The sequence below is a fragment of the Streptomyces sp. NPDC060209 genome (assembly GCF_042728155.1).
GTDB lineage: Bacteria > Actinomycetota > Actinomycetes > Streptomycetales > Streptomycetaceae > Streptomyces.
The window spans coordinates 61262-84804 of sequence record NZ_JBHWZS010000004.1 but is presented as its reverse complement, the minus strand read 5'-3'; the positions used below and the strand labels follow the sequence as shown (position 1 = coordinate 84804).

Here is a 23543-nt window from a genome sequence, read left to right as displayed (position 1 = left end):
CGACCTCACCGGTCGGGGCCCGCGCTCGTTTCGGGCATATACGCCCCCGGTATCCTGCGGGTGTCCACCACCCGAAGCCGAAGGGCAATTCCGTGAGCGTCCACCACCCGGCCGCCGTCGTCGTCCTCGCAGCGGGTGAGGGCACCCGCATGAAGTCGAAGACACCCAAGGTCCTGCACGAGATCTCCGGGCGCTCGCTCGTCGGACATGTCGTCGCCGCCTCCCGTGAGCTCGACCCCCAGCACCTCGTCGTGGTCGTCGGCCACGCCAGCGAGCAGGTCACCGCGCACCTCTCCGCCGGGGACACCCCCGTGCGCACCGCATTCCAGGCCGAGCAGAACGGCACCGGGCACGCGGTCCGTATGGGCCTCGAGGAGCTCGGCGGCACCGTCGACGGCACCGTCATCGTCGTCTGCGGTGACACCCCGCTGCTCTCCGGCGAGACGCTCTCCGCGCTCGCCACGACGCACGCCGCCGACGCGAACGCCGTCACCGTGCTCACCGCCGAGGTCCCGGACTCGACCGGCTACGGCCGGATCGTCCGCGACGCGGCCACCGGGGCGGTCACGGAGATCGTCGAGCACAAGGACGCCACCGAGGCGCAGCGCGCGATCCGGGAGATCAACTCCGGGGTCTTCGCCTTCGACGGCCGCCTGCTGACCGACGCCCTGGGCAAGGTGCGTACGGACAACAGCCAGGGCGAGGAGTACCTCACCGACGTGCTGTCGATCCTGCGTGAGGCCGGGCACCGCGTGGGGGCTTCGGTGGCGGGCGACCACCGGGAGATCCTCGGCATCAACAACCGGCTCCAGCTGGCGGAGGCCAGGCGGCTGCTCAACGAGCGGCTCCTGGAGCGCGCGATGCTGGCGGGCGTGACGGTCGTGGACCCGGCGTCCACGCTGATCGACGCGACGGTGACGTACGAGCGCGACGCGATCGTGCACCCGGGCACGCAGCTGCTGGGTGCGACCCACCTGGCCGAGGACGCCGAGGTGGGTCCGAACTCGCGGCTGAAGGACACGGTCGTGCACGCGGGTGCGCGGGTGGACAACACGGTCGCGGACGGTGCCGAGGTGGGCCCGGGGGCGACGGTCGGTCCGTTCGCGTATCTGCGGCCGGGTACGCGGATGGGCGCGAAGTCCAAGGCGGGTACGTACGTCGAGATGAAGAACGCGACGATCGGCGAGGGCACGAAGGTGCCGCACCTGAGTTACGTCGGTGACGCGACGATCGGTGACCACACCAACATCGGTGCGGCCAGCGTGTTCGTGAACTACGACGGTGTGGCCAAGCACCACACCACGATCGGGTCCCACTGCCGGACCGGGTCGGACAATATGTTTGTGGCGCCCGTCACGGTCGGGGACGGCGTTTACACCGCGGCCGGTTCGGTCATCACCAAGGACGTACCGTCCGGTTCACTGGCCGTGGCCCGGGGCCAGCAGCGGAATATCCAGGGCTGGGTCGCCCGGAAGCGGCCCGGGAGCGCGGCGGCTCAGGCGGCTCAGGCGGCAACGCAGGAGTCCGACGGCGAAAGCTGACCGGAAACAGGTGCGCCAAAGGCGGCGTACCGTGATAGATGCTCACCCATTTCGGCTGGCTCGTCGCACATTTCGGGACTCATGCGCGCGGTGCCAGATACACGTCTGAGGAGACTGTGCTGTGACCGGGATCAAGACGACCGGCGAGAAGAAACTGATGTTCTTCTCCGGCCGCGCCCACCCCGAGCTGGCCGAGGAGGTCGCGCATCAACTGGGTGTCGGCCTCGTGCCGACGAAGGCCTTCGATTTCGCCAACGGTGAGATCTACGTACGTTTCCAGGAGTCCGCCCGTGGCGCCGACTGCTTCCTGATCCAGAGCCACACGGCTCCGATCAACAAGTGGATCATGGAGCAGCTCATCATGCTGGACGCGCTGAAGCGCGCGTCCGCCCGTTCCATCACGGTGATCGTGCCGTTCTACGGCTACGCGCGCCAGGACAAGAAGCACCGTGGCCGCGAGCCGATCTCGGCGCGCATGGTCGCGGACCTGATGAAGACGGCGGGTGCGGACCGCATCCTCACCGTCGATCTGCACACGGACCAGATCCAGGGCTTCTTCGACGGCCCGGTGGACCACCTGTTCGCGCTGCCGATCCTGGCCGACTACGTCGGTGCGAAGGTGGACCGGTCGAAGCTGACGATCGTGTCGCCGGACGCCGGCCGTGTGCGTGTGGCCGACCGCTGGTGCGACCGTCTGGACGCGCCGCTGGCGATCGTCCACAAGCGCCGCGACAAGGACGTGCCCAACCAGGTCAGCGTCCACGAGGTCGTCGGTAACGTCGAGGGCCGGGTCTGCGTCCTGGTCGACGACATGATCGACACGGGTGGCACGATCTGCGCCGCCGCCGACGCCCTGTTCGCGCACGGCGCCGAGGACGTCATAGTGACCGCCACGCACGGTGTGCTGTCCGGTCCGGCCGCGGACCGTCTGAAGAACTCGAAGGTCAGCGAGTTCGTCTTCACGGACACCCTGCCGACGCCGGGCGAGCTGGAGATCGACAAGATCACGGTTCTCTCGATCGCGCCGACCATCGCGCGTGCGGTGCGTGAGGTCTTCGAGGACGGTTCGGTGACGAGCCTCTTCGAGGAGCAGGCGTGATCGCCTCCGGGTGACCGTTTCCGGAGGGTGACCTCCGGATGGCCACCTCCGGGTGATCGACTTTGGGTGCGGCCTCCCCGCCGGGTAGACTCAGTGAGTTGCTCGGCGAGGGAGGCCGTTCTCATGCGTGGTCATGGGGTCGGCGGTCCGTTATCGACGCGCTCTTCGTAGCAGGCCTGTCGTGGGCCGGGTGACCAACGGTTTTTCGACACCTTACGAGGAGTGCAGCATGGCTGAGATCAAGCTCGACGCAACGGTCCGTACGGAGTTCGGCAAGGGCGCTGCCCGTCGTACCCGTCGCGCCAACCTGGTTCCCGGGGTCGTCTACGGCCACGGTGCTGAGCCGGTTCACATCAACCTGCCGGGCCACGAGCTGCTTCTCGCTCTGCGTACCGCCAACGTCCTCATCGGTCTCGAGATCGACGGCAAGGACGCCCTGGTGATCCCGAAGGCCGTGCAGCGCAACGCCATCAAGGGCAACATCGAGCACGTCGACCTCCTCACCGTGAAGCGCGGCGAGAAGGTCGAGGTCGAGATCGCGGTGCACGTCGAGGGCGAGCTGGCCCCGGGCGGCAACCTCCTCGAGTACGTGCAGAACACGCTGCTCGTCGAGGCCGAGGCCACCCACATCCCCGAGTCCGTCACGGTCTCGATCGCCGGTCTGGACGCCGGTGACTCGATCCTGGCCAAGAACATCCCGCTGCCCAAGGGCTCCGTGCTCGCCGGTGACGAGGACGCCGTCGTGCTCCAGGTCGTCGCCGCGCAGGTCGAGGAGGCCCCCGCCGAGGAGGCTTCGACCGAGGCCTGATCCTCGCCCCACCTGCTTCACTGACGGGGTGGCGGTTCCCTTCCGGGGATCCGCCGCCCCGTTTCCCTGTCACCACTGGTCCGTATGCGAGGAGACCGAGCGCAGATGTCCGACGTCACCGACCCCTGGCTGATCGTTGGCCTCGGCAATCCCGGCCCCGATTATGAGGCGAACCGGCACAATGTGGGCTTCATGGTCGCCGATCTGCTGGCGGAACGGATCGGCGGGAAGTTCAAGCGGGCGCAGAAGGCGCAGGCGCAGGTGCTGGAGGGGCGGATCGGTCCGCCGGGACCGCTGAGCCGTCGTGTGGTGCTGGCGAAGCCGATGTCGTACATGAATCTGTCGGGCGGCCCGGTCACGGCGCTGCGCGATTTCTACAAGGTGCCCACGGATCACATCGTGGCGGTCCATGACGAGCTGGACATCGATTTCGGCATGCTGCGGCTGAAGCTGGGCGGCGGCGACAACGGGCACAACGGGCTGAAGTCGATGACGAAGGCGATGGGTCCGGATTACCACCGGGTGCGGTTCGGGATCGGCCGGCCGCCGGGGCGGATGCAGGTCGCCGATTTCGTGCTCAAGGATTTCTCGTCGGCGGAGCGCAAGGAGCTCGCGTATCTGGTCGACCGGTCGGCGGATGCGGTGGAGTCGTTGTTGGAGGAGGGCCTGGAGCGGGCTCAGTCCGCGTACAACTCCTGACATTCCTGCCGCTTGTCGGATGTTTTTCGGCCACAGGTTGACCGACGGCAGGGCTCTGCCCAAGGATCGGCCCCCATGAAGCGGAGTTCCTCCCACCGGCTGCTGACCCATGGCCGTACGTTCGCCGCGGGCTGCGTCGTCCTGTTGCTGCTGTTCGCGGGTGTGTGGGCGTCGTGGGACAACGCGCACCACATCGTTCTGGCGAAGGGCCGTGAGCACGGGACGATGGCGGTGACGGCGTGCGGTGAGGACGCGTGCACGGGGTCGTTCTCGCCGGACGCCGATTCGCGGAAGCGGGCCTCGGTGACGATCGAGCGGTCCGTCGCGGCGCGGAAGGGGGATCGTTTCCCCGTCGTGGTGAAGCCCGGGTCCGGGGAAGTGGTGCGTACCGGGACTCCGGGCTTTCTGCATTCGTGGGTGCCGCTGGGTGGTGCGCTGGTGCTGGCCGCCACGGTGATCGGTGGCGGTATGCGGCTGACGCGGACGGCTTGGGGGACGGGTATCGCGGGTGCGGTCCTGTTGACGGCGACGTTCGTCGCCCTCTGACAGGGCCGCACCCGCTCAGTTCTCCCGCGTGCGGGTCAGCCTGTGTTGCGGAGGCCAGCGGCGACACCGTTGACGGTGAGCAGCAGGGCCCGGGCGAGCAGCGGGTCGGCCTCTTCGCCGCGTTCGGCGGCCTGGCGCTGGCGGGCGAGCAGGGACACCTGGAGGTAGGAGATCGGGTCCAGGTAGGCGTCGCGGATGGCGAAGGTCTGCTGGAGCACCGGGCTGGTGCCGAGGAGTTCCTTGCCGCCGGTGACCTTGAGGACTTCCTGCACGGTGAGCTCGTGCTCGGCCTGGATGACGTCGAAGACGTGCTTGAGCTCGTCGGGGACGAGCGTGTCGACGTAGTGCCTGGCGATGCGCAGGTCCGTCTTGGCGAGGGTCATCTCGACGTTGGAGAGGAAGTTCTGGAAGAAGTGCCACTGTTCGTGCATTTCGTCCAGGACGGTGTCGAGGCCGGCTTCGCGCAGTGCCTTGAGGCCGGAGCCGACGCCGAACCAGCCGGGGACGATCTGGCGTGACTGGGTCCAGCCGAAGACCCACGGGATGGCGCGCAGGCCGTCGAGCGAGACGCCCGAGCCGGGGCGGCGGGAGGGCCGCGAGCCCAGGTGCAGGTCGGCGAGCTGGTCCACCGGGGTGGAGGCGAGGAAGTACGTCGGCAGGTCGGGGTCCTCGACCAGCTTGCGGTAGGCCGCGTGGGCGGCGTCCGAGACGGTGTCCATGGCCGCGTCCCAGCGGGCCAGCGCTTCGTCGGACTGGCGGGGTGCGGTGTGGAGTGCGGAGGCCTGGAGGGTGGCCGCGACGGTCAGTTCCAGGTTCTCGCGGGCGAGGGCGGGGATGAGGTACTTGTCGGAGATGACCTCGCCCTGTTCGGTCACCTTGATCTCGCCCTCGAGGGTGCCCCAGGGCTGCGCGAGGATCGCGTCGTGCGAGGGGCCGCCGCCGCGGCCGACGGTGCCGCCGCGGCCGTGGAAGAGGCGCAGGCGTACGCCGTAGCGGTGGGCTACGTCGCGGAGCCGGCGCTGGGCGCGGTGGATCTCCCACTGGGAGGTGGTGATGCCGCCGAACTTGGAGGAGTCGGAGTAGCCGAGCATGACCTCCTGGACGTCGCCGCGGAGCGAGACGAGGCGGCGGTAGGAGGGGTCGGCGAGCATCTCGTCGAGGATGACGTCGGCGGCCTTGAGCTCGTCGGTGGTCTCCAGGAGCGGCACGATGCCGATCTTGGCCCAGCCGCCGTGGAGGTCGATGAGTCCGGCCTCACGGGCGAGGACGGCGGCGGCGAAGACGTCGTCGGCGCCCTGGCACATCGAGATGATGTAGGACTCGATGACTTCGGGGCCGAAGCGCTCGAAGGCCTGCTTGATGGTGTGGAAGACGCCGAGGGTCTTCTCGCCGGCGGCGTCGAGCGGGGCCGGGGTGGGTGCGAGGGGGCGGCGGGAGCGGAGCTCCTTGGCGAGGAGCTTCTGCCGGTAGTCGCGGGGCATGTCGGCGTAGCGCCAGGATTCCTCGCCGAGCCGGTCGAAGAGCTGGCCGAGGGCGTGGTGGTGGGCGTCGGCGTGTTCGCGGACGTCCATGGTGGCGAGCTGGAGGCCGAAGGCGGACAGCGTGCGGATGGTGCGGTCCATGCGGCCGTCGGCGAAGAGTCCGCCGCGGTGCTCGCGCAGGGAGGTCTGGATGAGCGCGAGGTCGGCGATGAGTTCGGCGGTGCCGAGGTAGTCGCAGCCGGGGCGGTGGGGGGTGCCGGTGGCGAGTCGCTCGCGGGTGTTGACGAGCTTCTGCCGGATGCAGGTGGCCTTGAGGCGGTAGGGCTCCTCGGCGTTCAGCCGCTTGTAGCGGGGGCTGATCTCGGGGAGTCGCTCCAGGTCGGTCTGGAGCGAGGTGAGGAGCTCGTCGGTGACTCCGGTGTAGCGGATGGAGTTGGAGAGCAGTCCGCGCAGCTGGTCGACGAGTTCGAGGGCGTCGGTGATGCCGTGCTCGTGCTGGAGGATGAGCACGTCCCAGGTGACGGTGGGCGTGACGTTCGGGTTGCCGTCGCGGTCGCCTCCGATCCAGGTGCCGAAGGTGAGCGGGCGGGTGCCGGCGGGCAGTTCGACGCCGACGCGCTCCAGCTCTGCGGCCAGGTCCTCCAGGACGTCGCCCACCGCGTTGGCGTGGAGTTCGTCGAGGTAGTAGATGGCGTTGCGGGCCTCGTCGGCGGGCTCCGGGCGGACCACGCGGAGTTCGTCGGTCTGCCAGATGAGGTCGATGTTCTCGGCCAGCCGGATGTCCTGGCGCCGGCGGTCGGCCTCGATGACCGGGGTGTCGAGGAGCTCGGCGATGCGGCGGAGCTTGTTGAGCACGGAGCGCCGTGCGGCCTCGGTGGGGTGTGCGGTGAAGACGGGCCGGACGTTGAGGTTCTTGACCGTCTCGCGCAGGTGTTCGGGGTCGGCGTCCTTGAGGCGGTCGGCGGTGCGGGCGAGGAGCCCGCCCTCGGCTGACCGGCGGTCGCGCATCTCGTGGGCGCGGTGGACCTGCTCGGTGACGTTGGCGAGGTGGAAGTAGGTGGAGAAGGCGCGCACGAGCTGTGCGGCGGTCTCCAGGTCCGTGTCGCCAAGGAGCTCGGCTGCTGCCTCGCCGTCGGTGCGGGTCAGGGCGCGGACGCGTTCGACGAGGTCGAGGAGGTCCTGGCCCTCCTGTCGTACGAGGGTCTCGCCCAGCAGGTCTCCGAGGCGGCGGATGTCGGCCCGCAGTTCGGTGTTGGCGGCAGGGGTCTGGTCGGCACTGCTCACAGTGTGCGGCTCCTTGCAGTGGTTGAGCACGTCTGTCAGGGGGGCCGGGGCGCTCGCGGTGCTGACGGGTCACCCCGGATATGCAGAGTGCGGACCGCGCTGTCCGACGCACCCAGGATAGGTGTCCGGGGGTCCGGCGTGCTCGCTGCCCTGCGGGGCGGTCCGGATCCGGGGTAGACGAAGGGTGAGGGGGCTCGCCGCACAAGGGATGCCGCGGCGGCGGTCTCGTGTCGTGCGCCTCTTCGCTGCAATACTTACGTTGCCGTAGGTTACGGAAGCGTAGCCCGCTCATACCGTCATATTTCCTCACCTCACGGGGGACTCCCCAATGCCCACCAGCCCCGATGTGATCGACGACGGCCTGCCTCCGGCGGCAGGCGACCCCGCACTCCCCTCCGCCACGCTCGGCGGCGACAAGAAGCGTTCGGTCGAACAGATCGCGCTGCTGCTGTTCATCGTGGTGCCGTTCGCGGCCCTGGTCGCGGCGGTGCCGCTGGCCTGGGGCCGTGGTGTCAGCTGGCTCGATCTGGGGCTGCTGGTGGTCATGTACTACTGGGGCTGCCACGGCGTGACGATCGGATTCCACCGCTACTTCACGCACGGCTCGTTCAAGGCGAAGCGCCCGCTCCGCATCGCCCTGGCCGTCGCGGGCTCGATGGCGGTGGAGGGTCCGCTGGTGCGCTGGGTGGCCGACCACCGCAAGCACCACCGGTTCTCCGACGCCGAGGGCGACCCGCATTCGCCGTGGCGGTTCGGTGAGAATCTGCCGGCACTCCTGAAGGGCCTGTGGTGGGCCCACATCGGCTGGATGTTCAACGAGGAGCAGACACCTCAGCAGAAGTACGCTCCCGACCTGGTCAGGGACCCGGCGCTCCGCGGGATCTCGCGTCACTTCCTCAGCTTCACGATCCTCTCACTGGCGATCCCGCCGCTGGTCGGCGGCCTGGTCACCATGTCGTGGTGGGGTGCGTTCACCGCCTTCTTCTGGGGTTCGCTGGTGCGTGTCGCACTGCTCCACCACGTGACGTGGTCGATCAACTCCATCTGTCACGCGGTCGGCAAGCGACCCTTCAAGTCCCGTGACAGGTCCGGGAACGTGTGGTGGCTGGCGGTGCTCTCGTGCGGTGAGTCCTGGCACAACCTGCACCACGCGGACCCGACGAGCGCACGGCACGGGGTGCTGAGGGGGCAGATCGACTCCAGCGCCCGGCTGATCCGCTGGTTCGAGAAGCTGGGCTGGGCACACGACGTGCGGTGGCCCGATGCCTCGCGTATCGCCTCCCGGCGCAAGCCCGCGGCCGCCGACCCGGCATGATTGACGACGTGGCGACCGACGGAAGCACCAGCGGTGAGAAGAGCACGCCTGCCCCCACGCGACGGGCCCGGCGGGTCCGGATGACGGGTAAGGAGCGCCGCGAGCAACTCCTGGACATCGGCCGCGCCCTGTTCGCCGACAAGGGCTTCGAGGGCACCTCGGTGGAGGAGATCGCGGCGCGCGCCGGGGTCTCCAAGCCGGTGGTGTACGAGCACTTCGGCGGCAAGGAGGGCCTGTACGCCGTCGTGGTCGACCGCGAGATGCGCCAGTTGCTGGACCTGGTGACGGGGGCGCTCACTGCGGGGCATCCGCGTGAACTGCTGGAGCAGGCGGCGTTCGCACTGCTCGACTACATCGAGACGTACACGGACGGTTTCCGGATCCTGGTCCGTGACTCCCCGGTCGCGCAGTCCACGGGCACCTTCGCGTCACTGATCAGCGACATCGCGACGCAGGTCGAGGACATCCTGGGCCTGGAGTTCAAGGCCCGGGGCTTCGACCCGAAGCTGGCACCGCTGTACGCCCAGGCCCTGGTCGGGATGGTGGCGCTGACCGGCCAGTGGTGGCTGGACGTGCGGAAGCCGAAGAAGGCCGAGGTCGCCGCCCACCTGGTGAATCTGGCGTGGCACGGGCTGGAGAACCTGGAGTCGAAGCCGCGGCTGATAGGGCACCGGAAGAGCTGATCCCGCCGGGCAGCGCGTGATCACTCATTGTGATCACGCCTGCTGGTTCCCAGCCGTAGTGTGGTCGGCAGGGCACAGAATCCCGTCCATGGGAGGAACCATGACCGCCGAGCCGATCACAGGGCACAGCAGCCGCTGGCCGGTGCCCCCGCAGGACGGATACACCGTGGACGACCTGTTCACACTGCCTGATCTCCCGCCGCATACGGAATTGCTCGACGGGAGCCTGATCTTTGTGAGTCCGCGGCGACGTTTCCATTCCAAGACCATCGACCTGCTGATGAATGGCCTTCGCAGCAGTGTTCCGGCGGACCTGAAGGTCGAGCGCGAGATGACCGTGGTGCTGGACCGGCGAAACGGCCCGGAACCTGACGTGTCCATTGTTCGCGCCGCAGCCGCCGTCGGTCTGGAGCAAACTCATTTCCGGGCCGCTGATGTCCTCCTCGCCGTCGAGATGGTCTCCCCCGACTCCGAGGCCCGCGACCGCGAGACGAAGCCGCACAAGTACGGGACCGCCGGTATCGATCACTTCTGGCTGGTCGAGATGACCGGCACCGACCAGCACCCGGTGGTGCGGGTCTACGAGCTGGATCCGGTGACGAAGGCGTACGCGCTGACCGGGATCCATCACGACCGGCTCAAGACGGGCGTGCCCTTCTCCGTCGACATCGACATCTCGGCGGAGGCCCTCGCCGCGCTGTGACGGCCGGGCCGCCATGGTCACCCGGCGGTGCGGGTGACGGCGAAGATCCGGCGGAACGGGAAGACCGTGCCGTGCGGGCCCGCCGGGTAGGCGGTGCGCAGCATGTCGCGGTATTCGCCGAGGAAGGCGTCCCGGGCCTCGGGGTCGTCGGCGAGGGCGTCGAGGAGGGGGCGCAGGCCGGTGCCCTTGACCCAGTCGAGTACGGGGTCCTCGCCCTGGAGCAGGTGCAGGTAGGTGGTCTCCCAGACGTCGGTGGTGCGCCCGGACGCCGTGAGGTGCTCCAGGTAGTCCGTCGGGGTGTGTACGGCGTCGCCGTGACGCAGGAGGCCGCCGAGGCGGTCGCTCCAGCGGGGGGATCCGGCCAGTTCGCGCATGAGGGTGTGGCTGGGGGCGTCGAAGTTGCCGGGGACCTGGAAGGCGAGGGTGCCGCCGGGAGCGAGGGCTTCCAGCCAGTGGGGGAAGCGGGCGGTGTGGCCGGGGACCCACTGGAGGAGGGCGTTGGAGACGATGAGGTCGTACGTCTCGGTGGGCTCCCAGGTGCCGGCGTCGGCTTCGGCGAAGTCGAGGAGGGGTCCGGCGTGGGTGCGGGCGCGTTCGAGCATCTGGGGGGAGCTGTCGTAGCCGGTGATCCGGGCTCCGGGCCAGCGTTCCGCGAGGAGGGCGGTGACGTTGCCCGCGCCGCAGCCGAGGTCGGCGATCCGGGGTGCCGGTTCGTGCGGCAGGGGCCCGATCCGCGCCAGGAGGTCGTGGAAGGGGCGGGTGCGGTGGTCCGCGTGGCGGAGGTACTGCTGCGGGTCCCAGGTCGGTGCGGTCATGAGGTCAGGATCACCAAGAAAATCTCTTGATGTCAAGACACTTGAATTCAAGAGACTTCATGTCGAGGGACCCTCTACACTGATCGACATGGAGGACGAGGTCGACCGACTGGTCGCTGCATGGCGCCGCGAGCGCCCCGACCTCGACGTGGAACCACTCGAGGTCCTGAGCCGCGTCTCCCGGCTGGCCAGGCATCTGGACCGGGCCCGCAGGATCGCCTTCGCGGAGCACCAGCTGGAGCCCTGGGAATTCGACGTCCTGACGTCCCTGCGCCGCGCCGGCGCCCCGTATCAGCTCTCCCCCGGCCAGCTGCTCACCCAGACACTGGTCACCTCGGGCACGATGACGAACCGCATCGACCGGCTGACCAAGAAGAACCTGGTGGAGCGGCTGCCCGACCCGAGCGACCGCCGCGGGGTCCTGGTCAGGCTGACCGACCGGGGCCGCGACAAGGCCGACCAGTCGCTGGCCGGGCTGCTCGACCAGGAGCGAGCCATCCTGGGCGAGCTCTCCCGCCACCAGCGGTCCGAACTGGCGGGGCTGCTACGCCAGTTGACCGCCCCGTTCGACAACATCCCCGGTTAGCGCGGCCGGGCCCACCCCGGCCCGCCGGGCCAGCGCGACGGCCGCCAGGGTCGAGTGCACGCCCAGCTTCCCCAGCACGTTCTGCATGTGCGTACGCACCGTGTGCGGGGACAGGAAGAGCCGCTCCGCGACCGCCTTGCGGCCCAGGCCCGCCACCATGCAGCGCAGCACCTCGCGCTCGCGCGGCGTCAGCGACTCGACCAGCTGCTCGCTCTCGGTGCGGTGCTTGCGGGCCGCCGTCAGCTCGCGCAGGACACCGGTCAGCAGGGCCGCAGGCAGATGCGTCTCGTCGCGCAGCACGCCCCGTATGACCGTCAGCAGCCGTTGCAGGGAACAGTCCTTGGCGACCCAGCCCGAGGCACCCGCCTGCAGTGCCGTCGCGGCCCGGCGCGGGTCGTCCCTCTCCGCGAGGACCACCGTGCGGATGTGGGGCTGCCCCGAACGCACCCCGGCCACCAGTGAGATGCCGTCCACCGGGCCACCCGCGTTTCCGCCGCCGGGTGCGCCGTCCGGTGCGCCGCGCGGCGCGGGAACAGTGCGTGCGCCACCTGTGGCGAGGACGCCCAGGTCGGCGTCGACCAGCATCACGTCGTATCGGCGCCCCTCGGCGGCCGCACGCTCCAGACAGCGCAGCGCGGCGGGACCACTGCCCGCCGCGGACACGTCGACGTCCGGTTCGGCCGCGAGAGCCGCCGCGAGGGACTCGGCAAAGATGCGGTGGTCGTCGACCACCAGAACCCGGATACGAGCCACAGACACCCCCATGCTGTGTGAGCTCCTGGGGCGCCCCGTTCATGGCCGGCCCCGACGGGGACGGACCGCGGCGGACACGACACCCGGAGCGCTTCGGTGAGCCGCCGGCGCACGGCCGCCGCCGTGTGCCGGCCGCCACCCGCCCCGGGCGTCGTATCCGACTGTCTCGTCCCCTGAAACGGCACCGGCCCCCACCGGTGCTGAGCATCAGCGTACGGCGGGCGGTGGGCGGCGGAAGGCGATTGACAGAACTGACCACCCAAGGTGTTTAGGGTGTTGTTCATGTTCCGTCTTGAGACCGAAGTGGACAGGGAACGTCGTATTCTGCTGGGCCGTCGGCTGCACGACGACAACTGGGGCGGATCACCGGAGCTGCGCGCCCTGCATTCCACCTCCGCCGAGCACGAAGTCCCGCTGGAGGTCTGGCTCCTGGACGACGCGGGAGGGCTGGCCGGAGGGCTGAGCGGGCGGACCTGGGCCTACTGGCTCCATGTGGACCTGCTCTGGGTCGACGACCCCCACCGGGGCCTCGGCCTCGGCTCGCGACTGCTCGCCGAGGCGGAACGCCTCGCCCGCGACGACCGGGCCTGTACCCGCTCCCGGCTCGAGACCTGGGACTTCCAGGCCCCGGACTTCTACCGGAAGCAGGGGTACGAGGTGGTCGGCGAGGTCGAGGACTACCCGCCCGGCGTCGCGGAGTTCATCCTGGTCAAGCAGCTGGAGCGATCCTCCGGCCCCCCTCCGAGGGAACCGCGGGGAAGACTCCTGGGGCGGCGTGACCGGCCGCGGTGAACGCCTCCTTGACGGCCTTGGCGACGGTGTCCGCCATCGCTTCCTCCACCAGCACGATCGCCGAGCCGCCGAAGCCGCCCCCGGTCATCCTGGCCCCGAGCGCCCCGGCGGCGCCGGCCGTGGAGACCACGAGGTCCAGCTCCGGGCAGGAGACCCGCAGATCGTCGCGGAGCGAGATGTGGCCCTCGTCGAGGACCGGGCCCGCGGCGCGCACATCGCCCGCGTCGAGCAGCGCGATGACCTGCTCCACCCGGTGGTTGTCGCTCACCACATGGCGGACGTAGCGCACGACCGACTCGTCCTCGCCGGCCGCGGCGAGGGTCTCCAGTGCTGCGTCCAGGCCCTCGTACGGAAGGTCGCGCAGGGTGCCGATGCCGAGCGCCCGGGCTCCCGCCTCGCAGCCTGCCCGGCGCTCCGCGTAGGCGCCGTCGCCCAGGGCGTGCTTGACCCGGGTGTCGACGACGAGCAGCTGGAGCCCGTGTGCGGCCAGGTCGAAGGGGACCTGGCGCTGGGTGAGGTCGCGGGTGTCGAGGTACAGCGCGTGGCCCTCGGTGCAGCACGCCGAGGCCATCTGGTCCATGACACCGCAGGGCACGCCGACGAACGCGTTCTCGGCACGCTGGCCGAGCACAGCGATCTCCGGGGCGCTCAGGCCCAGCTGGAAGAGGTCGTTCAGGGCGAGCGCGGTGACGACTTCCAGGGCGGCCGATGAGGAGAGTCCGGCGCCCACGGGGACGGTGGAGGTGAGCTGGATGTCCGCGCCGGTGACCGGGTGGCCGGCGTCGCGGAGCGCCCAGACGACGCCGGCCGGGTAGGCGGCCCAGCCGTGGCCGGAGTGCGGGGCCAGCTCGTCGACGCGCAGCGAGACGACCCCGCCCGGCACGTCGGTGGAGTGCAGGCGCAGCTGTCCGTCGGTGCGGCGGGCGACGGCCGCGCGGGCGGTGTGCGGGAGGGCGAGCGGCATGACGAAGCCGTCGTTGAAGTCGGTGTACTCACCGATCAGGTTCACTCGTCCGGGTGCTGCCCAGATCCCTTCGGGGGCGGTCCCGTACAGCTCGGTGAAGGAGGCGGTCAGCTCGGCGTTGTCGGTCATGATGCGGTGGGCTCCTCTCGGCGGGCGAACGTCCACGCGTCGGCGACGATGGCGGCCAGGTCCGCGCGCGACGGCTGCCAGCCGAGCCGCTCCCTGGCGGTGGCGGCGGAGGCGACGAGCACGGCCGGGTCTCCGCCGCGCCGGGGTGCGGCGGTCTCGGGGACCGGGTGGCCGGTGACCTGGCGGACGGTCTCGATGACTTCGCGTACGGAGAAGCCGTTGCCGTTGCCGAGGTTGCAGATGAGGTGCTCGCCCGCGGTGGCCGCGTCCAGGGCCAGCAGGTGGGCCTCGGCGAGGTCGGCGACGTGGATGTAGTCGCGTACGCAGGTGCCGTCCGGTGTCGGGTAGTCGTCGCCGTAGACGGAGATCGACTCACGCTGTCCGAGGGCGACCTGGAGGACCAGCGGGATGAGGTGCGACTCGGGGCTGTGGCGCTCGCCGCAGCTGCCGTAGGCGCCCGCGACGTTGAAGTAGCGGAGGGAGACGGCGGCCAGTCCGTGGGCGGTCGCCTCGCCGCTGATCATGTGGTCGACGGCGAGCTTGGAGGCGCCGTACGGACTGGTGGGGGCGGTGGGGTCGGTCTCCGTGATGGGGCTGGAGACCGGCTCGCCGTAGGTCGCGGCGGTGGAGGAGAAGACGAGGGTGCGCACCCCGGCGTCGCGCATGGCGGCGAGGAGGGCGGTGGTGCCGCCGACGTTGTTGACCCAGTACTTCTCGGGGTCGACGACGGACTCACCGACCTGGGAGTACGCCGCGAAGTGCAGCACTCCGTCGTAGGAGGCGTCCAGCCATTTGGCGGCGTCCTGGATCCGGCCCTCGATGAACTCGGCGCCCTGGGGGACGCCTTCGCGGAAGCCGGTCGACAGGTCGTCGAGGACGGTCACGGTGTGACCGGCCTCCAGCAGGTGTGCGGCGACGACACTGCCGACGTATCCCGCGCCGCCCGTCACCAGGTACTTCTTGCCGGCGTTGCTCACTCGCTCGCTACCTCTCGCAGTCGCTGGGCCGCGGCCTCCGGCGGCACGTCGTTGATGAACACGCCCATGCCGGACTCGGAGCCCGCGAGGAACTTCAGCTTGCCTGTGGTCCGCCTGATGGTGAAAAGCTCGAGGTGCAGCCCGAACTCCTCACGGCCGGGGACCCTGAAGGGAGCCTGGTGCCAGGCGGAGATGTACGGGGTCGGCGGCTCGCCGGGGCCGAAGATCCGGTCGAATCGCCTCAAGAGTTCCAGATAGATCTGTGGGAACTCTGTGCGGGCGGCCTCGTCGAGTTCCCGCAGGTCGGGGACGCGGCGGCGCGGGTGGAGATGGACCTCGTAGGGCCAGTGCGCGGCGTACGGCACGAAGGCGACCCAGTGTTCACCCTCCAGGACGATGCGGTCGCCGTCGGCCAGTTCGCGGGCGACGACGTCGTCGAAGAGGTTGCGGCCGGTCTCGGCGCGGTGGGCCTCCATCGAGCGGAGCATCTGCTCGGTGCGGGGGGTGACGAAGGGGTAGCCGTAGATCTGCCCGTGCGGGTGGCCGAGGGTGACGCCGATCTCCGCGCCGCGGTTCTCGAAGCAGAACACCTGGGTGACCTGCGGGAGCTCGGCGAGGTCGGCGGTGCGGTCGGTCCAGGCCTCCAGGACGAGGGCGGCCTGGTCCTCGGTGAGGCCGGCGAAGGACACCTCGTGGTCCGAGGTGAAGCAGACGACCTCGCAGCGGCCGGAGTCACCGGCGAGGGAGGGGAAGCGGTTCTCGAAGACGACGACGTCGTATTCGGTGTCGGGGATCTCGCTGAGCCGGCCCTCCTGCGACGGGCAGAGCGGGCACTCGTCGGCCGGCGGGTGGTACGTACGCCCCTGCCGGTGCGAGGCGATGGCCACCGAGTCGCCGAGCAGGGGGTCGTGGCGGATCTCCGAGGACGTCGAGACGGCATCCAGCGGCCGGGGGTCGACGGCGTCGCGGACGGTGTCGTCCGCGGAGTCGTAGTAGATCAGCTCACGGCCGTCGGCGAGGGTCGTAACCGTCTTCTTCACCAGGCTCCTCCATGTAACGCCCTCTAAACAGAACCGAACATAACAAATCACAAGTCAACACGATGCGTCAATGCCGCTGAATCCTGTGACCGGTCTGTGCCTACGGGCGAACAGATCGGGACATTTCAACTCCCCCGATCACGATCAAACAAAGAACGCCAACCAAACTGTTCATTTTCTGAACACAAAGGCGTAGGTTCCGACGGGTTCAGTTCGCGCAACGAAGCGAGTACCCCCCATGCAATATCTGGCCGAAGGGCTCCGGCTCCCCACGAACGGGCTCGATTACACAATCCTGGCGATCTACTTCGTCGTGGTGCTCGGCATCGGCTTCGCCGCCCGGGCCAGTGTGAAGACGAGTCTCGACTTCTTCCTCTCCGGTCGGTCACTGCCCGCCTGGGTGACCGGTCTGGCCTTCGTCGCGGCGAATCTCGGTGCCACCGAGATCCTCGGCATGGCGGCGACCGGCGCGCAGTACGGCGTCGCGGTCGTCCACTGGTACTGGATCGGCGCCATCCCCGCCATGGTCTTCCTCGGCCTGGTGATGATGCCCTTCTACTACCGGTCGAAGGTCCGCTCCGTACCGGAGTTCCTGCTCCAGCGCTTCGACAAGTCCGCGCACCTGCTGAGCTCCATACTCTTCGCCTTCGCGGCGATCCTGATCGCGGGCGTGAACCTCTACGCCCTGTCGATCGTCGTGGAGGCGCTTCTCGGCTGGCCGCAGTGGGTCGCGATCGTCGTCGCGGGGCTCTTCGTCCTCGTCTACATCACCATCGGCGGACTCTCCTCGGCGATCTACAACGAGGTGCTGCAGTTCTTCGTCATCCTCGCCGCGCTGATCCCGCTCACCCTGCTGGGCCTCAAGCGCGTCGGCGGCTGGGACGGGCTGAGCGGCTCGCTGGAGAAGCAGCACGGCACGGACTTCATGTCCGCCTGGGGCGGTACCGGCATCGGTGACGCCAACCCGCTCGGCGCCAACTGGCTGACGATCATCCTCGGCCTCGGCTTCGTCCTCTCCTTCGGCTACTGGACCACCAACTTCGCCGAGGTGCAGCGCGCCCTGTCCGCGAAGAACCTCTCGGCCGCCCAGCGCACTCCGCTGATCGCCGCCTTCCCGAAGATATTCATCGTCTTCGTGGTGATGATCCCGGGCCTGGTCGCCGCCGTGGTCGTGCCCCAGATCGGCACCCCCGGTTCCGACCTCACCTACAACGACGCCATCCCGCTGCTGATGCAGGAACTCCTGCCCAACGGTGTGCTCGGCATCGCGGTGACCGGTCTGCTCGCCGCGTTCATGGCCGGTATGGCCGCCAACGTGTCCTCGTTCAACACGGTGTTCACCACGGACATCTGGCAGCGGTACGTGAAGAAGGACCAGCCGGACGCGTACTACCTGCGCTTCGGACGGCTGATCACCGCTGTCGGTGTGCTGGCCTCGATCGGCACGGCGTTCATCGCAGCCAGCTTCTCCAACATCATGACGTACCTGCAGACGCTGTTCTCGTTCTTCAACGTCCCGATGTTCGTCGTCTTCATCATCGGCATGTTCTGGAAGCGCGCCTCGATGAAGTCCGGTGTCTGGGGGCTCGTCGCGGGTACCACCGCCGCGATGGTCAACTACTTCGTCATCTACAAGCAGGGCATCATCGACATCCCGTCCGACCAGGGCGCCAACTTCGTCTCCGCCATCGTCGGATTCGTGGCCGGCGCGGTCGTCATGGTCGCCGTCACCCTCTTCACCGCTCCCAAGCCGGAGGCCGAACTGGCCGGTCTGGTCTACGGGACGGAGTCCCCGGACTCCGACGAGGTGCCGGACGAGGGCGACAACGCCTGGTACCGCAAGCCGGCACTGCTCGGCTGGGGCGCCATCGTCCTCGCCACCCTGTGCTACCTGCCCTACTCGCTCTGATCGGAGGCACTCACCATGTCCGACCTGCACAAGGAAGTCTCCGAGCTGGAGCGCACGTCCGCGACCGCGGCCCGGCTCTTCGACATCCGGCGGATCATCGGCGGTCTCTTCGTGGTCTACGGAGTGATCGTCACCATCGCCGGCATCAACCCGTCCGACGCCGACCTGAAGAAGGCGGAGGGCGTCCACATCAATCTGTGGACCGGCCTGGCCATGCTGGCGCTCGGGCTCTTCTTCCTCATCTGGATGAAGCTGCGCCCGGCCCAGGTGCCGGACGAGGCCCCCGGCACGCCGGAGAGCTGACCGACACCCCGCGGGGGCCGGACGACCACGCGTTCACGCGAGGCCGTCCGGCCCCTGCGGCGTTCCCGCCGCCCTGTCGAGCAGTCCCGTACGGGCCGCGAGCGCGGCGGCCTCCAGCCGGGAGCCGACGCCGAGCTTCATCAGCACCCGCTGCACATGCGTACGCGCGGTGCTCGGCGCGATCCCCATGCCGGCCGCGATCAGCCGGGTGTCCTCACCCTCGGCGACCCGGACCAGCACCTCGACCTCACGCGGTGTCAGCATCCGCAGCAGCCGCTGCCCCTCGTCGTCCGGCTGGACCGCCGGATGCAGCAGCTCGGCGAAAGCGCCCCGCAGCAGTTGCGGGGCGACCGCGACCTCTCCCGCGCGGGCCTTGATCATGGCGCGTTCGACGCCCTCGATGCGTTCGTCGTGGCGGACGTAGCCGGCCGCCCCGGCTGCGAAGGCAGCGGCGATCCCGCGCGGGCTCGGCACCGGGCCCAGCACCACCACGGCCACCTGCGGACGCTCCCGGACGATCCGCACGATCGGGTCGAACGCGCCGGGTTCGGCGGGCGCCGCCGTGCCGAACAGGCATACCTCCGGCGCCCTGCTCACGACCAGCTCCGCGGCCCCGGACGTCGGCGCGGCTGCCGCGAGCACCCGGTGCCCACGCAATTTCAGTGCCGAGGCGAGTGCCTCGGCGAGCAGACGGTGGTCATCGACCACCATGAGCCGCACGCCCATCGAGATAGCCCCCATGTGTGCAGCGCCGTACCGCTGCGTAACCCTGAACAGGCCCCCCGGCCCCTCTGACCCGGCAAGTTACACGCTTGTTCGACGCCGCGCGCCCTCTACTGGGCAGAAGCACCCCAGAATGCCGAATTCTGCTTCATTCGGGGCTACCTGCCGGTCGGAAAACGATCGGCCCTGCCGGTCGGTGATCAACCGGCAGGGCCGTGACTGCTGACCCGTGAACGGGCCGGGCGGGTCAGACGGTGCTGAAGGAGACGACGAGGTACTGCTTGTCGTCCAACGAGCTGGACTTGCTGGGCTCACTGACCATCTTCTCGGAGATGAACAGCCGGCCCTTCTCGTAGATGAACTCGGCGTAGTCGGTGGAGAAGCTGGTCTCCGCGTCACGCACCGCCTCGTCGTCCGGGTTGACCATCAGCACGGTCTCCTTGAAGGAGGAGCCGTCGATGGAGACGATCTGGCCGCCCTTGTCGTACGGGGGCTGCTTGTACGCGATGACGTTGGAGCCGTCCATGCGCAGCGGGGTCAGCGTGTAGCGGTCGCCCGCGTCCGCCTTGCCTCCGACGAGCTTGCCGGTGGTGAGGTCGAAGGCCACGATCTCGTTGGTGTCGCCGTACTCGCCACCGCCCTCGTGCTCCTCGGTCGGCACGTAGATCTTGTTGTTGCCGACGGCCAGGGAGGTGCACTGCTCGACCTCGGTGGAGCCGCAGTCCGCGGCGTACTTGTCCGCGTCGGCCGAGATCCGGACGATGAGCTTGCCGGTGGCCGCGTCGATGGAGAAGAAGTCCGAGATGCTGCTGCCGTCACCGGCGGTGTCGCCGACATCGGCGGCGACGACGAGCGGCTTGGTGGAGACGATGCTCGCGTACTCGACGCCGGCCGGCATGTTGTACGAGGAGAGCGGTGCACCGGTGGCCGGGTTCAGCGCCTGGACGGTGAGCTGCGGATCGTCGTAGCTGCCGCACTTGCGGACCACCGCGAGGGCTTCGCCGCCGCCGTAGCCCATGTCGTAGCAGTTGTTGGTGTCGGCCTTGGGCTTCCAGAGCTCGGCGCCGTTCGCGAGGTTGAAGGCGGCGCCGCCGCTGGTCCCGCCCGCGGCGACGGTGGAGCCGCTGAGCGTGACCTCGCCGAACCTGACGGGCTCGTCGCCGCTGGACGCGGAGGTGACGGACTTGCTCCACATGAGCTTGCCGGTGGCCAGGTCGAGCGCGCCGACCTGGGTGCAGGAGGGGTACTTGTCCGCGGCGCTCGGCTTGCCCTCCTCGAAGGCGACGGCCGTCTTGTAGTCCTTGCTCATGTGCCGGGACGCGGCGCAGACCTGGCCGGTCAGCGGGATCGACCAGACCTTGGTGCCCTTGGCGAGGTCGTAGCCGACGATCTCGTACACGCCGGTCTTCACGTACACCTTGTCCGTGACCCAGGAGCCGGCGACGACCGTGGTGTCGGTGACCTTCGGGTGGGGAAGCTGGAAGCCGACCTTGGACTTGGTGTCGGACGGGGCCTTCTCGGCCCCGCCGGCCAGGCCGTCGCCCTCGCCGCCCTTGCCCTCGCCGCCGGTGGTTCCGGCCGAGGCCGCGTCGTCCTGCTTGCCGCCGTCGTCACTGTCGCTGGAGGCGTAGAAGACTCCGCCGCCGACGATCAGCACCACGGCCACGACCGCGGCCACGATGATCTGCATCTGGGTGCTGAACTTCTTGCCGCCGCCCGGCTGGGGCGCCGCGTACTGCGGGTGCATCGGGGCGGTCGGGTAGCCGTACCCCTGCTGCGGAGGCATGCCGGGCTGTCCGGGCGGCGGTCCCTGCGGGAAGCCGTAGCCGGGCTGGGTCGGCGGCTGGCCGGGCGGCGGCGCCTGCGGGTAGCCGTACGCGGGGTTCTGCGGCGGCTGCCCGGGCGGGGTCGGCTGCGGAGCGCCGTAGCCACCGGCGGGCGGGGGCGGCGGGCTGCCGTAACCACCGGCGGGCGGGGTGGGCGGGCTGCCGTAACCACCCGCCGGCGGGGGCGGCGGGCTGCCGTAACCACCCGCCGGCGGGGGCGGCGGGCTGCCGTAGCCACCCGCGGGCGGAGTGGGCGGCGCGGCGGGGGGCTGCTTGCCGAACGGGTCGGAGGGCGGCGGGGTGGGCGCGCCGAATCCGCCGGGCGGCGGGTCCTGCGGGGCTCCGAATCCGCCCTGGGGCGGTTCGTTGGGCGGCTGGGGCGGCTGGGTCATGGAGTACGTACCTCTGCGGAGTCTGAGAAGAAGGGGCTGCGGTTGCCGTCGTCGGCCGTCACTTGCCGAAGGCCATCATGGTCGTCTGCTCCTTCTCCTCCTCGTCGTTGCTCGCGCTGACGCGGTCGCTGACGACGAAGGAACGGCCGCCCACGTAGGCGATCTTGGACGAGAAGAAGTTCTCGATCTGCGTCGTCGAGTCCGGGTGCTGCAGCACCACCTTGGGCGCGCCTCCGGTGGGTGCGATCGTCGCGATGGCCCCGCCCTTGTCGTACGAGGGCTCCAGGTAGACCAGGACGTTGCCGCCCTCCATGCGCAGCGGCTTCATGGTGCGCTCGGCGGGGGCCGCGGACTTCCACTTGGTCTTGCCGGTGTTCAGGTCGAACGCGATGACCTTGTTGGTGCGGCCGCTGCCGCTGGTGTCGTCCTCGGTCATCATGTAGAAGGTGTTGGCGTCGGCGGCGAGACCGCTGCAGCCTTCGAGCTTCTCGCCGAAGATCGCGAAGTCGTTCCCGCAGTCCACGGCGAAGTTGTCCTCCTTGTCACCGACCAGCTGGGAGCGGAGCGTTCCGTCCTCCTTGAGCGCGAGGATGGACCACTTCTTCTCCTCGCGCTGGGTCAGCGAGACGACGAGGGGGCTCACCGAGTAGACCTTGTCGATCTCCCAGCCGCGCTTGGGCTGGTACGTCCACTTGGCCTTCCCGGTGGTCGGGTCGACCTCCTGGACCTGGTGCTGCGGGTTGTCCACGTCGTCGGTGCGGCAGCTGACCGCGGCGATGAGCTTGGGGCCGCCGGCGAAGGCGAACGGCTGGCAGTTGCCCGACGGCTTGCCGAACAGCTCCTTGCCGTCGCTGACCCGGTAGGCGTTGGAGTTGCTCGTACGGCCGACGGTCAGGGTGTCACCACTGATCGCCAGACCGATGTCGGACAGCAGGTCCCAGGTGCCGTTCTTCGTGATCGACTTCTTCCATCCGGCCTTGCCGGTGTTGAGGTCGATCATCTGCAGATCGGAGCAGTCGGCCTTGTCCGTGGTGCCGTTCATCACGCCGATGACGATCTTGCCGTCGGCCGTGGGCGCCCCGGGTGCCGCGCACATGTCCGCGGGCAGCGGAAGGGCCCACTTCTGCTTGCCGTCGGCGGCCGAGTAGCCGGTGACCGAGCGGTACATGCCCTTGACCAGCGTGTCCCCGACGATCCACGGGCCGTACACGTCCGCGCCGTTGCGGGGCAGGTCGATGTCGTTCTTCGTCAGCCAGAGGACCTTCGCCTCGCCGTCCTTGCGCCCGGCGTTCAGGTCGTCGTTCGCCTCGCGGCCGTCGCCCTTTCCGTCGCCCTGGTCGACGCTGGGCGAGGCGCTCGGGCCCACGGCGTCGCCGCTGGACTTGGAGACGGGCTTCTTCGGGTCGTCGTCGCCACCGCTCGTGACGAAGAAGATGCCGCCGCCGACGACGAGGAGCACCGCGAGAGCCGCACCGATGATGACGGCGGGCTTGCCCTTGAAGGGGCCGCCGCCGGAACCGCCGGGCGCGGGAGCGCCGGGGTACTGCTGCTGCGGGTAGCCGTAACCGGGCTGCTGTCCGTACGGACCGGGCTGCTGCCCGTACGGTCCCGCCTGCTGCGCGTACGGTCCGGGCGGGGCGCCGTACGGGCCGGGCTGCTGGGCGTACGGTCCGGGTGCCTGGCCGGGTGCCTGGCCGGGTGCCTGGGGATAGCCGTAGCCGGGCTGGGCACCCGGGGCCTGCGGGTAGCCGTAACCCGGCTGTGCGGGGGGCGTCTGCGGCGCCCCCGGGGGCGGCGCCTGCGGAGGGGCGGGCGGCATCTGGGGCGGAGCGGCCGGTGGTGACTGCGGCTGGGGTGGCTGAGCAGTGCCCTGCGGTTCCTGCGGAGCCCCGAAGCCCCCCTGCGGCGGTTGCTGGCTGGGCGGCTGGGTCATCAGCACGTCCCCCTTCGTGCGGTCCGGTGCTCGGTCCGGTCTCCCCCGCGATTCCGCTGGGCTCAGGGATCAGGTGCAAGAAATCTCTGAATTCCCCCCGGAAAGGAGCGAATCGGGCATGGCTTCCGCGGCGTTACGACAGTCGAGCGGGGCTTCTTTGTACCACCCGCACCACACCGGGCACCGGATCGGTCCATGCCCTGTTCCCAAGGGAGAACCGGGCCGTGATGCCGTCGTTACGC

Annotated in this window: 20 protein-coding genes and 1 pseudogene; 12 read left to right on the top strand and 9 right to left on the bottom strand. The window is 69.5% G+C overall.

The window, feature by feature from the left end; translation table 11 throughout:
• Positions 1-92 precede the first annotated feature (92 nt).
• From glmU to ACFWFI_RS01755, 5 genes are all read left to right on the top strand, one after another.
• Positions 93-1541: a bifunctional UDP-N-acetylglucosamine diphosphorylase/glucosamine-1-phosphate N-acetyltransferase GlmU gene (gene glmU, locus ACFWFI_RS01775; RefSeq protein WP_387384292.1), complete on the top strand. Its 1449-nt coding sequence runs from the start codon at positions 93-95 to the stop codon at positions 1539-1541.
• A 121-nt stretch (positions 1542-1662) separates the two neighbouring features.
• Positions 1663-2640 (top strand): ribose-phosphate diphosphokinase, encoded by a 978-nt coding sequence (locus ACFWFI_RS01770; RefSeq protein WP_387384282.1) that lies wholly within the window; start codon positions 1663-1665, stop codon positions 2638-2640.
• Between the two features lie 229 nt (positions 2641-2869).
• Positions 2870-3448 (top strand): 50S ribosomal protein L25/general stress protein Ctc, encoded by a 579-nt coding sequence (locus ACFWFI_RS01765; RefSeq protein WP_387384280.1) that lies wholly within the window; start codon positions 2870-2872, stop codon positions 3446-3448.
• 105 nt (positions 3449-3553) lie between these two features.
• Positions 3554-4147 carry an aminoacyl-tRNA hydrolase gene (gene pth / locus ACFWFI_RS01760; protein WP_387384278.1) on the top strand — a complete coding sequence of 198 codons (594 nt, stop codon included), beginning with the start codon at positions 3554-3556 and terminating at the stop codon, positions 4145-4147.
• Between the two features lie 75 nt (positions 4148-4222).
• Positions 4223-4693, top strand: a complete 471-nt coding sequence (locus ACFWFI_RS01755) for a hypothetical protein (RefSeq protein WP_387384276.1) — start codon at positions 4223-4225, stop codon at positions 4691-4693.
• Between the two features lie 35 nt (positions 4694-4728).
• On the opposite strand, the gene ppc is transcribed toward ACFWFI_RS01755, so the two are convergent.
• Positions 4729-7458 (bottom strand): phosphoenolpyruvate carboxylase, encoded by a 2730-nt coding sequence (gene ppc / locus ACFWFI_RS01750; RefSeq protein WP_387384274.1) that lies wholly within the window; start codon positions 7456-7458, stop codon positions 4729-4731.
• A gap of 328 nt (positions 7459-7786) precedes the next feature.
• Between ppc and ACFWFI_RS01745 the strand changes: the two genes are divergently transcribed.
• From ACFWFI_RS01745 to ACFWFI_RS01735, 3 genes are all read left to right on the top strand, one after another.
• The gene (locus ACFWFI_RS01745) at positions 7787-8773 is read left to right on the top strand and encodes an acyl-CoA desaturase (RefSeq protein ID WP_387384272.1); all 987 of its coding nucleotides are present in this window, start codon (positions 7787-7789) and stop codon (positions 8771-8773) included.
• Entirely contained in the window at positions 8770-9456 is a 687-nt protein-coding gene (locus ACFWFI_RS01740) for a TetR family transcriptional regulator (protein WP_387384270.1), read from the top strand. Before ACFWFI_RS01745 ends, ACFWFI_RS01740 begins: the two co-directional genes overlap by 4 nt.
• A gap of 100 nt (positions 9457-9556) precedes the next feature.
• Entirely contained in the window at positions 9557-10159 is a 603-nt protein-coding gene (locus ACFWFI_RS01735) for a Uma2 family endonuclease (protein WP_387384290.1), read from the top strand.
• Between the two features lie 17 nt (positions 10160-10176).
• Here ACFWFI_RS01735 and ACFWFI_RS01730 read toward each other — a convergent pair whose 3' ends face one another.
• On the bottom strand, positions 10177-10974 hold the full coding sequence (locus tag ACFWFI_RS01730; protein ID WP_387384268.1) for a trans-aconitate 2-methyltransferase: 798 nt from the start codon (positions 10972-10974) through the stop codon (positions 10177-10179).
• An 88-nt stretch (positions 10975-11062) separates the two neighbouring features.
• Between ACFWFI_RS01730 and ACFWFI_RS01725 the strand changes: the two genes are divergently transcribed.
• Complete coding sequence (locus ACFWFI_RS01725) at positions 11063-11560, top strand: MarR family winged helix-turn-helix transcriptional regulator (RefSeq protein WP_387384266.1); 498 nt, start codon at positions 11063-11065, stop codon at positions 11558-11560.
• Here the strand turns inward: ACFWFI_RS01725 and ACFWFI_RS01720 are convergent.
• Positions 11519-12325, bottom strand: a complete 807-nt coding sequence (locus tag ACFWFI_RS01720) for a LuxR C-terminal-related transcriptional regulator (protein ID WP_387384264.1) — start codon at positions 12323-12325, stop codon at positions 11519-11521. The two genes, ACFWFI_RS01725 and ACFWFI_RS01720, sit on opposite strands and share 42 nt — an antisense overlap.
• 270 nt (positions 12326-12595) lie before the next feature.
• On the opposite strand from ACFWFI_RS01720, the pseudogene ACFWFI_RS01715 reads away from it, so the two are divergent.
• Positions 12596-13033: pseudogene (locus ACFWFI_RS01715) on the top strand (GNAT family N-acetyltransferase); the annotation flags it as partial.
• Here the strand turns inward: ACFWFI_RS01715 and galK are convergent.
• From galK to galT, 3 genes are read right to left on the bottom strand one after another with little or no spacing between them, the layout of a single operon-like run.
• The gene (gene galK / locus ACFWFI_RS01710; RefSeq protein ID WP_387384262.1) at positions 13023-14198 is read right to left on the bottom strand and encodes a galactokinase; all 1176 of its coding nucleotides are present in this window, start codon (positions 14196-14198) and stop codon (positions 13023-13025) included. The pseudogene ACFWFI_RS01715 and the gene galK sit on opposite strands and share 11 nt — an antisense overlap.
• On the bottom strand, positions 14195-15175 hold the full coding sequence (gene galE / locus ACFWFI_RS01705; RefSeq protein ID WP_387384260.1) for a UDP-glucose 4-epimerase GalE: 981 nt from the start codon (positions 15173-15175) through the stop codon (positions 14195-14197). The genes galK and galE overlap by 4 nt, the downstream gene beginning before the upstream one ends.
• Entirely contained in the window at positions 15172-16215 is a 1044-nt protein-coding gene (gene galT / locus ACFWFI_RS01700; protein WP_387384258.1) for a galactose-1-phosphate uridylyltransferase, read from the bottom strand. Before galT ends, galE begins: the two co-directional genes overlap by 4 nt.
• A gap of 238 nt (positions 16216-16453) precedes the next feature.
• On the opposite strand from galT, the gene ACFWFI_RS01695 reads away from it, so the two are divergent.
• Both ACFWFI_RS01695 and ACFWFI_RS01690 read left to right on the top strand, forming a co-directional pair.
• Complete coding sequence (locus tag ACFWFI_RS01695) at positions 16454-18124, top strand: sodium:solute symporter family protein (RefSeq protein WP_387384256.1); 1671 nt, start codon at positions 16454-16456, stop codon at positions 18122-18124.
• 15 nt (positions 18125-18139) lie between these two features.
• Positions 18140-18427 (top strand): hypothetical protein, encoded by a 288-nt coding sequence (locus ACFWFI_RS01690; RefSeq protein ID WP_383574535.1) that lies wholly within the window; start codon positions 18140-18142, stop codon positions 18425-18427.
• Positions 18428-18460: 33 nt separating this feature from the next.
• Here ACFWFI_RS01690 and ACFWFI_RS01685 read toward each other — a convergent pair whose 3' ends face one another.
• The 3 genes from ACFWFI_RS01685 to ACFWFI_RS01675 all read right to left on the bottom strand — a co-directional run bounded on the left by ACFWFI_RS01685 (position 18461) and on the right by ACFWFI_RS01675 (position 23301).
• Positions 18461-19153: a helix-turn-helix transcriptional regulator gene (locus tag ACFWFI_RS01685; RefSeq protein WP_387384288.1), complete on the bottom strand. Its 693-nt coding sequence runs from the start codon at positions 19151-19153 to the stop codon at positions 18461-18463.
• Between the two features lie 244 nt (positions 19154-19397).
• Positions 19398-21368: an outer membrane protein assembly factor BamB family protein gene (locus ACFWFI_RS01680; protein ID WP_387384254.1), complete on the bottom strand. Its 1971-nt coding sequence runs from the start codon at positions 21366-21368 to the stop codon at positions 19398-19400.
• A gap of 58 nt (positions 21369-21426) precedes the next feature.
• The gene (locus ACFWFI_RS01675) at positions 21427-23301 is read right to left on the bottom strand and encodes an outer membrane protein assembly factor BamB family protein (protein ID WP_387384252.1); all 1875 of its coding nucleotides are present in this window, start codon (positions 23299-23301) and stop codon (positions 21427-21429) included.
• Between the last annotated feature and the right edge of the window lie 242 nt (positions 23302-23543).

Coding starts and splice junctions, on each gene's coding strand:
- ACFWFI_RS01725 (WP_387384266.1), top strand. CDS start 11,063: ATGGAGGACGAGGTCGACCGACTGGTCGCTGCATGGCGCCGCGAGCGC.
- ACFWFI_RS01680 (WP_387384254.1), bottom strand. CDS start 21,368: ATGACCCAGCCGCCCCAGCCGCCCAACGAACCGCCCCAGGGCGGATTC.
- ACFWFI_RS01735 (WP_387384290.1), top strand. CDS start 9,557: ATGACCGCCGAGCCGATCACAGGGCACAGCAGCCGCTGGCCGGTGCCC.
- ACFWFI_RS01695 (WP_387384256.1), top strand. CDS start 16,454: ATGCAATATCTGGCCGAAGGGCTCCGGCTCCCCACGAACGGGCTCGAT.
- pth (WP_387384278.1), top strand. CDS start 3,554: ATGTCCGACGTCACCGACCCCTGGCTGATCGTTGGCCTCGGCAATCCC.
- ACFWFI_RS01755 (WP_387384276.1), top strand. CDS start 4,223: ATGAAGCGGAGTTCCTCCCACCGGCTGCTGACCCATGGCCGTACGTTC.
- ACFWFI_RS01675 (WP_387384252.1), bottom strand. CDS start 23,301: ATGACCCAGCCGCCCAGCCAGCAACCGCCGCAGGGGGGCTTCGGGGCT.
- ACFWFI_RS01730 (WP_387384268.1), bottom strand. CDS start 10,974: ATGACCGCACCGACCTGGGACCCGCAGCAGTACCTCCGCCACGCGGAC.
- ACFWFI_RS01740 (WP_387384270.1), top strand. CDS start 8,770: ATGATTGACGACGTGGCGACCGACGGAAGCACCAGCGGTGAGAAGAGC.
- ACFWFI_RS01765 (WP_387384280.1), top strand. CDS start 2,870: ATGGCTGAGATCAAGCTCGACGCAACGGTCCGTACGGAGTTCGGCAAG.
- ACFWFI_RS01690 (WP_383574535.1), top strand. CDS start 18,140: ATGTCCGACCTGCACAAGGAAGTCTCCGAGCTGGAGCGCACGTCCGCG.
- ACFWFI_RS01685 (WP_387384288.1), bottom strand. CDS start 19,153: ATGGGCGTGCGGCTCATGGTGGTCGATGACCACCGTCTGCTCGCCGAG.
- galK (WP_387384262.1), bottom strand. CDS start 14,198: ATGACCGACAACGCCGAGCTGACCGCCTCCTTCACCGAGCTGTACGGG.
- ACFWFI_RS01720 (WP_387384264.1), bottom strand. CDS start 12,325: ATGGGGGTGTCTGTGGCTCGTATCCGGGTTCTGGTGGTCGACGACCAC.
- ACFWFI_RS01745 (WP_387384272.1), top strand. CDS start 7,787: ATGCCCACCAGCCCCGATGTGATCGACGACGGCCTGCCTCCGGCGGCA.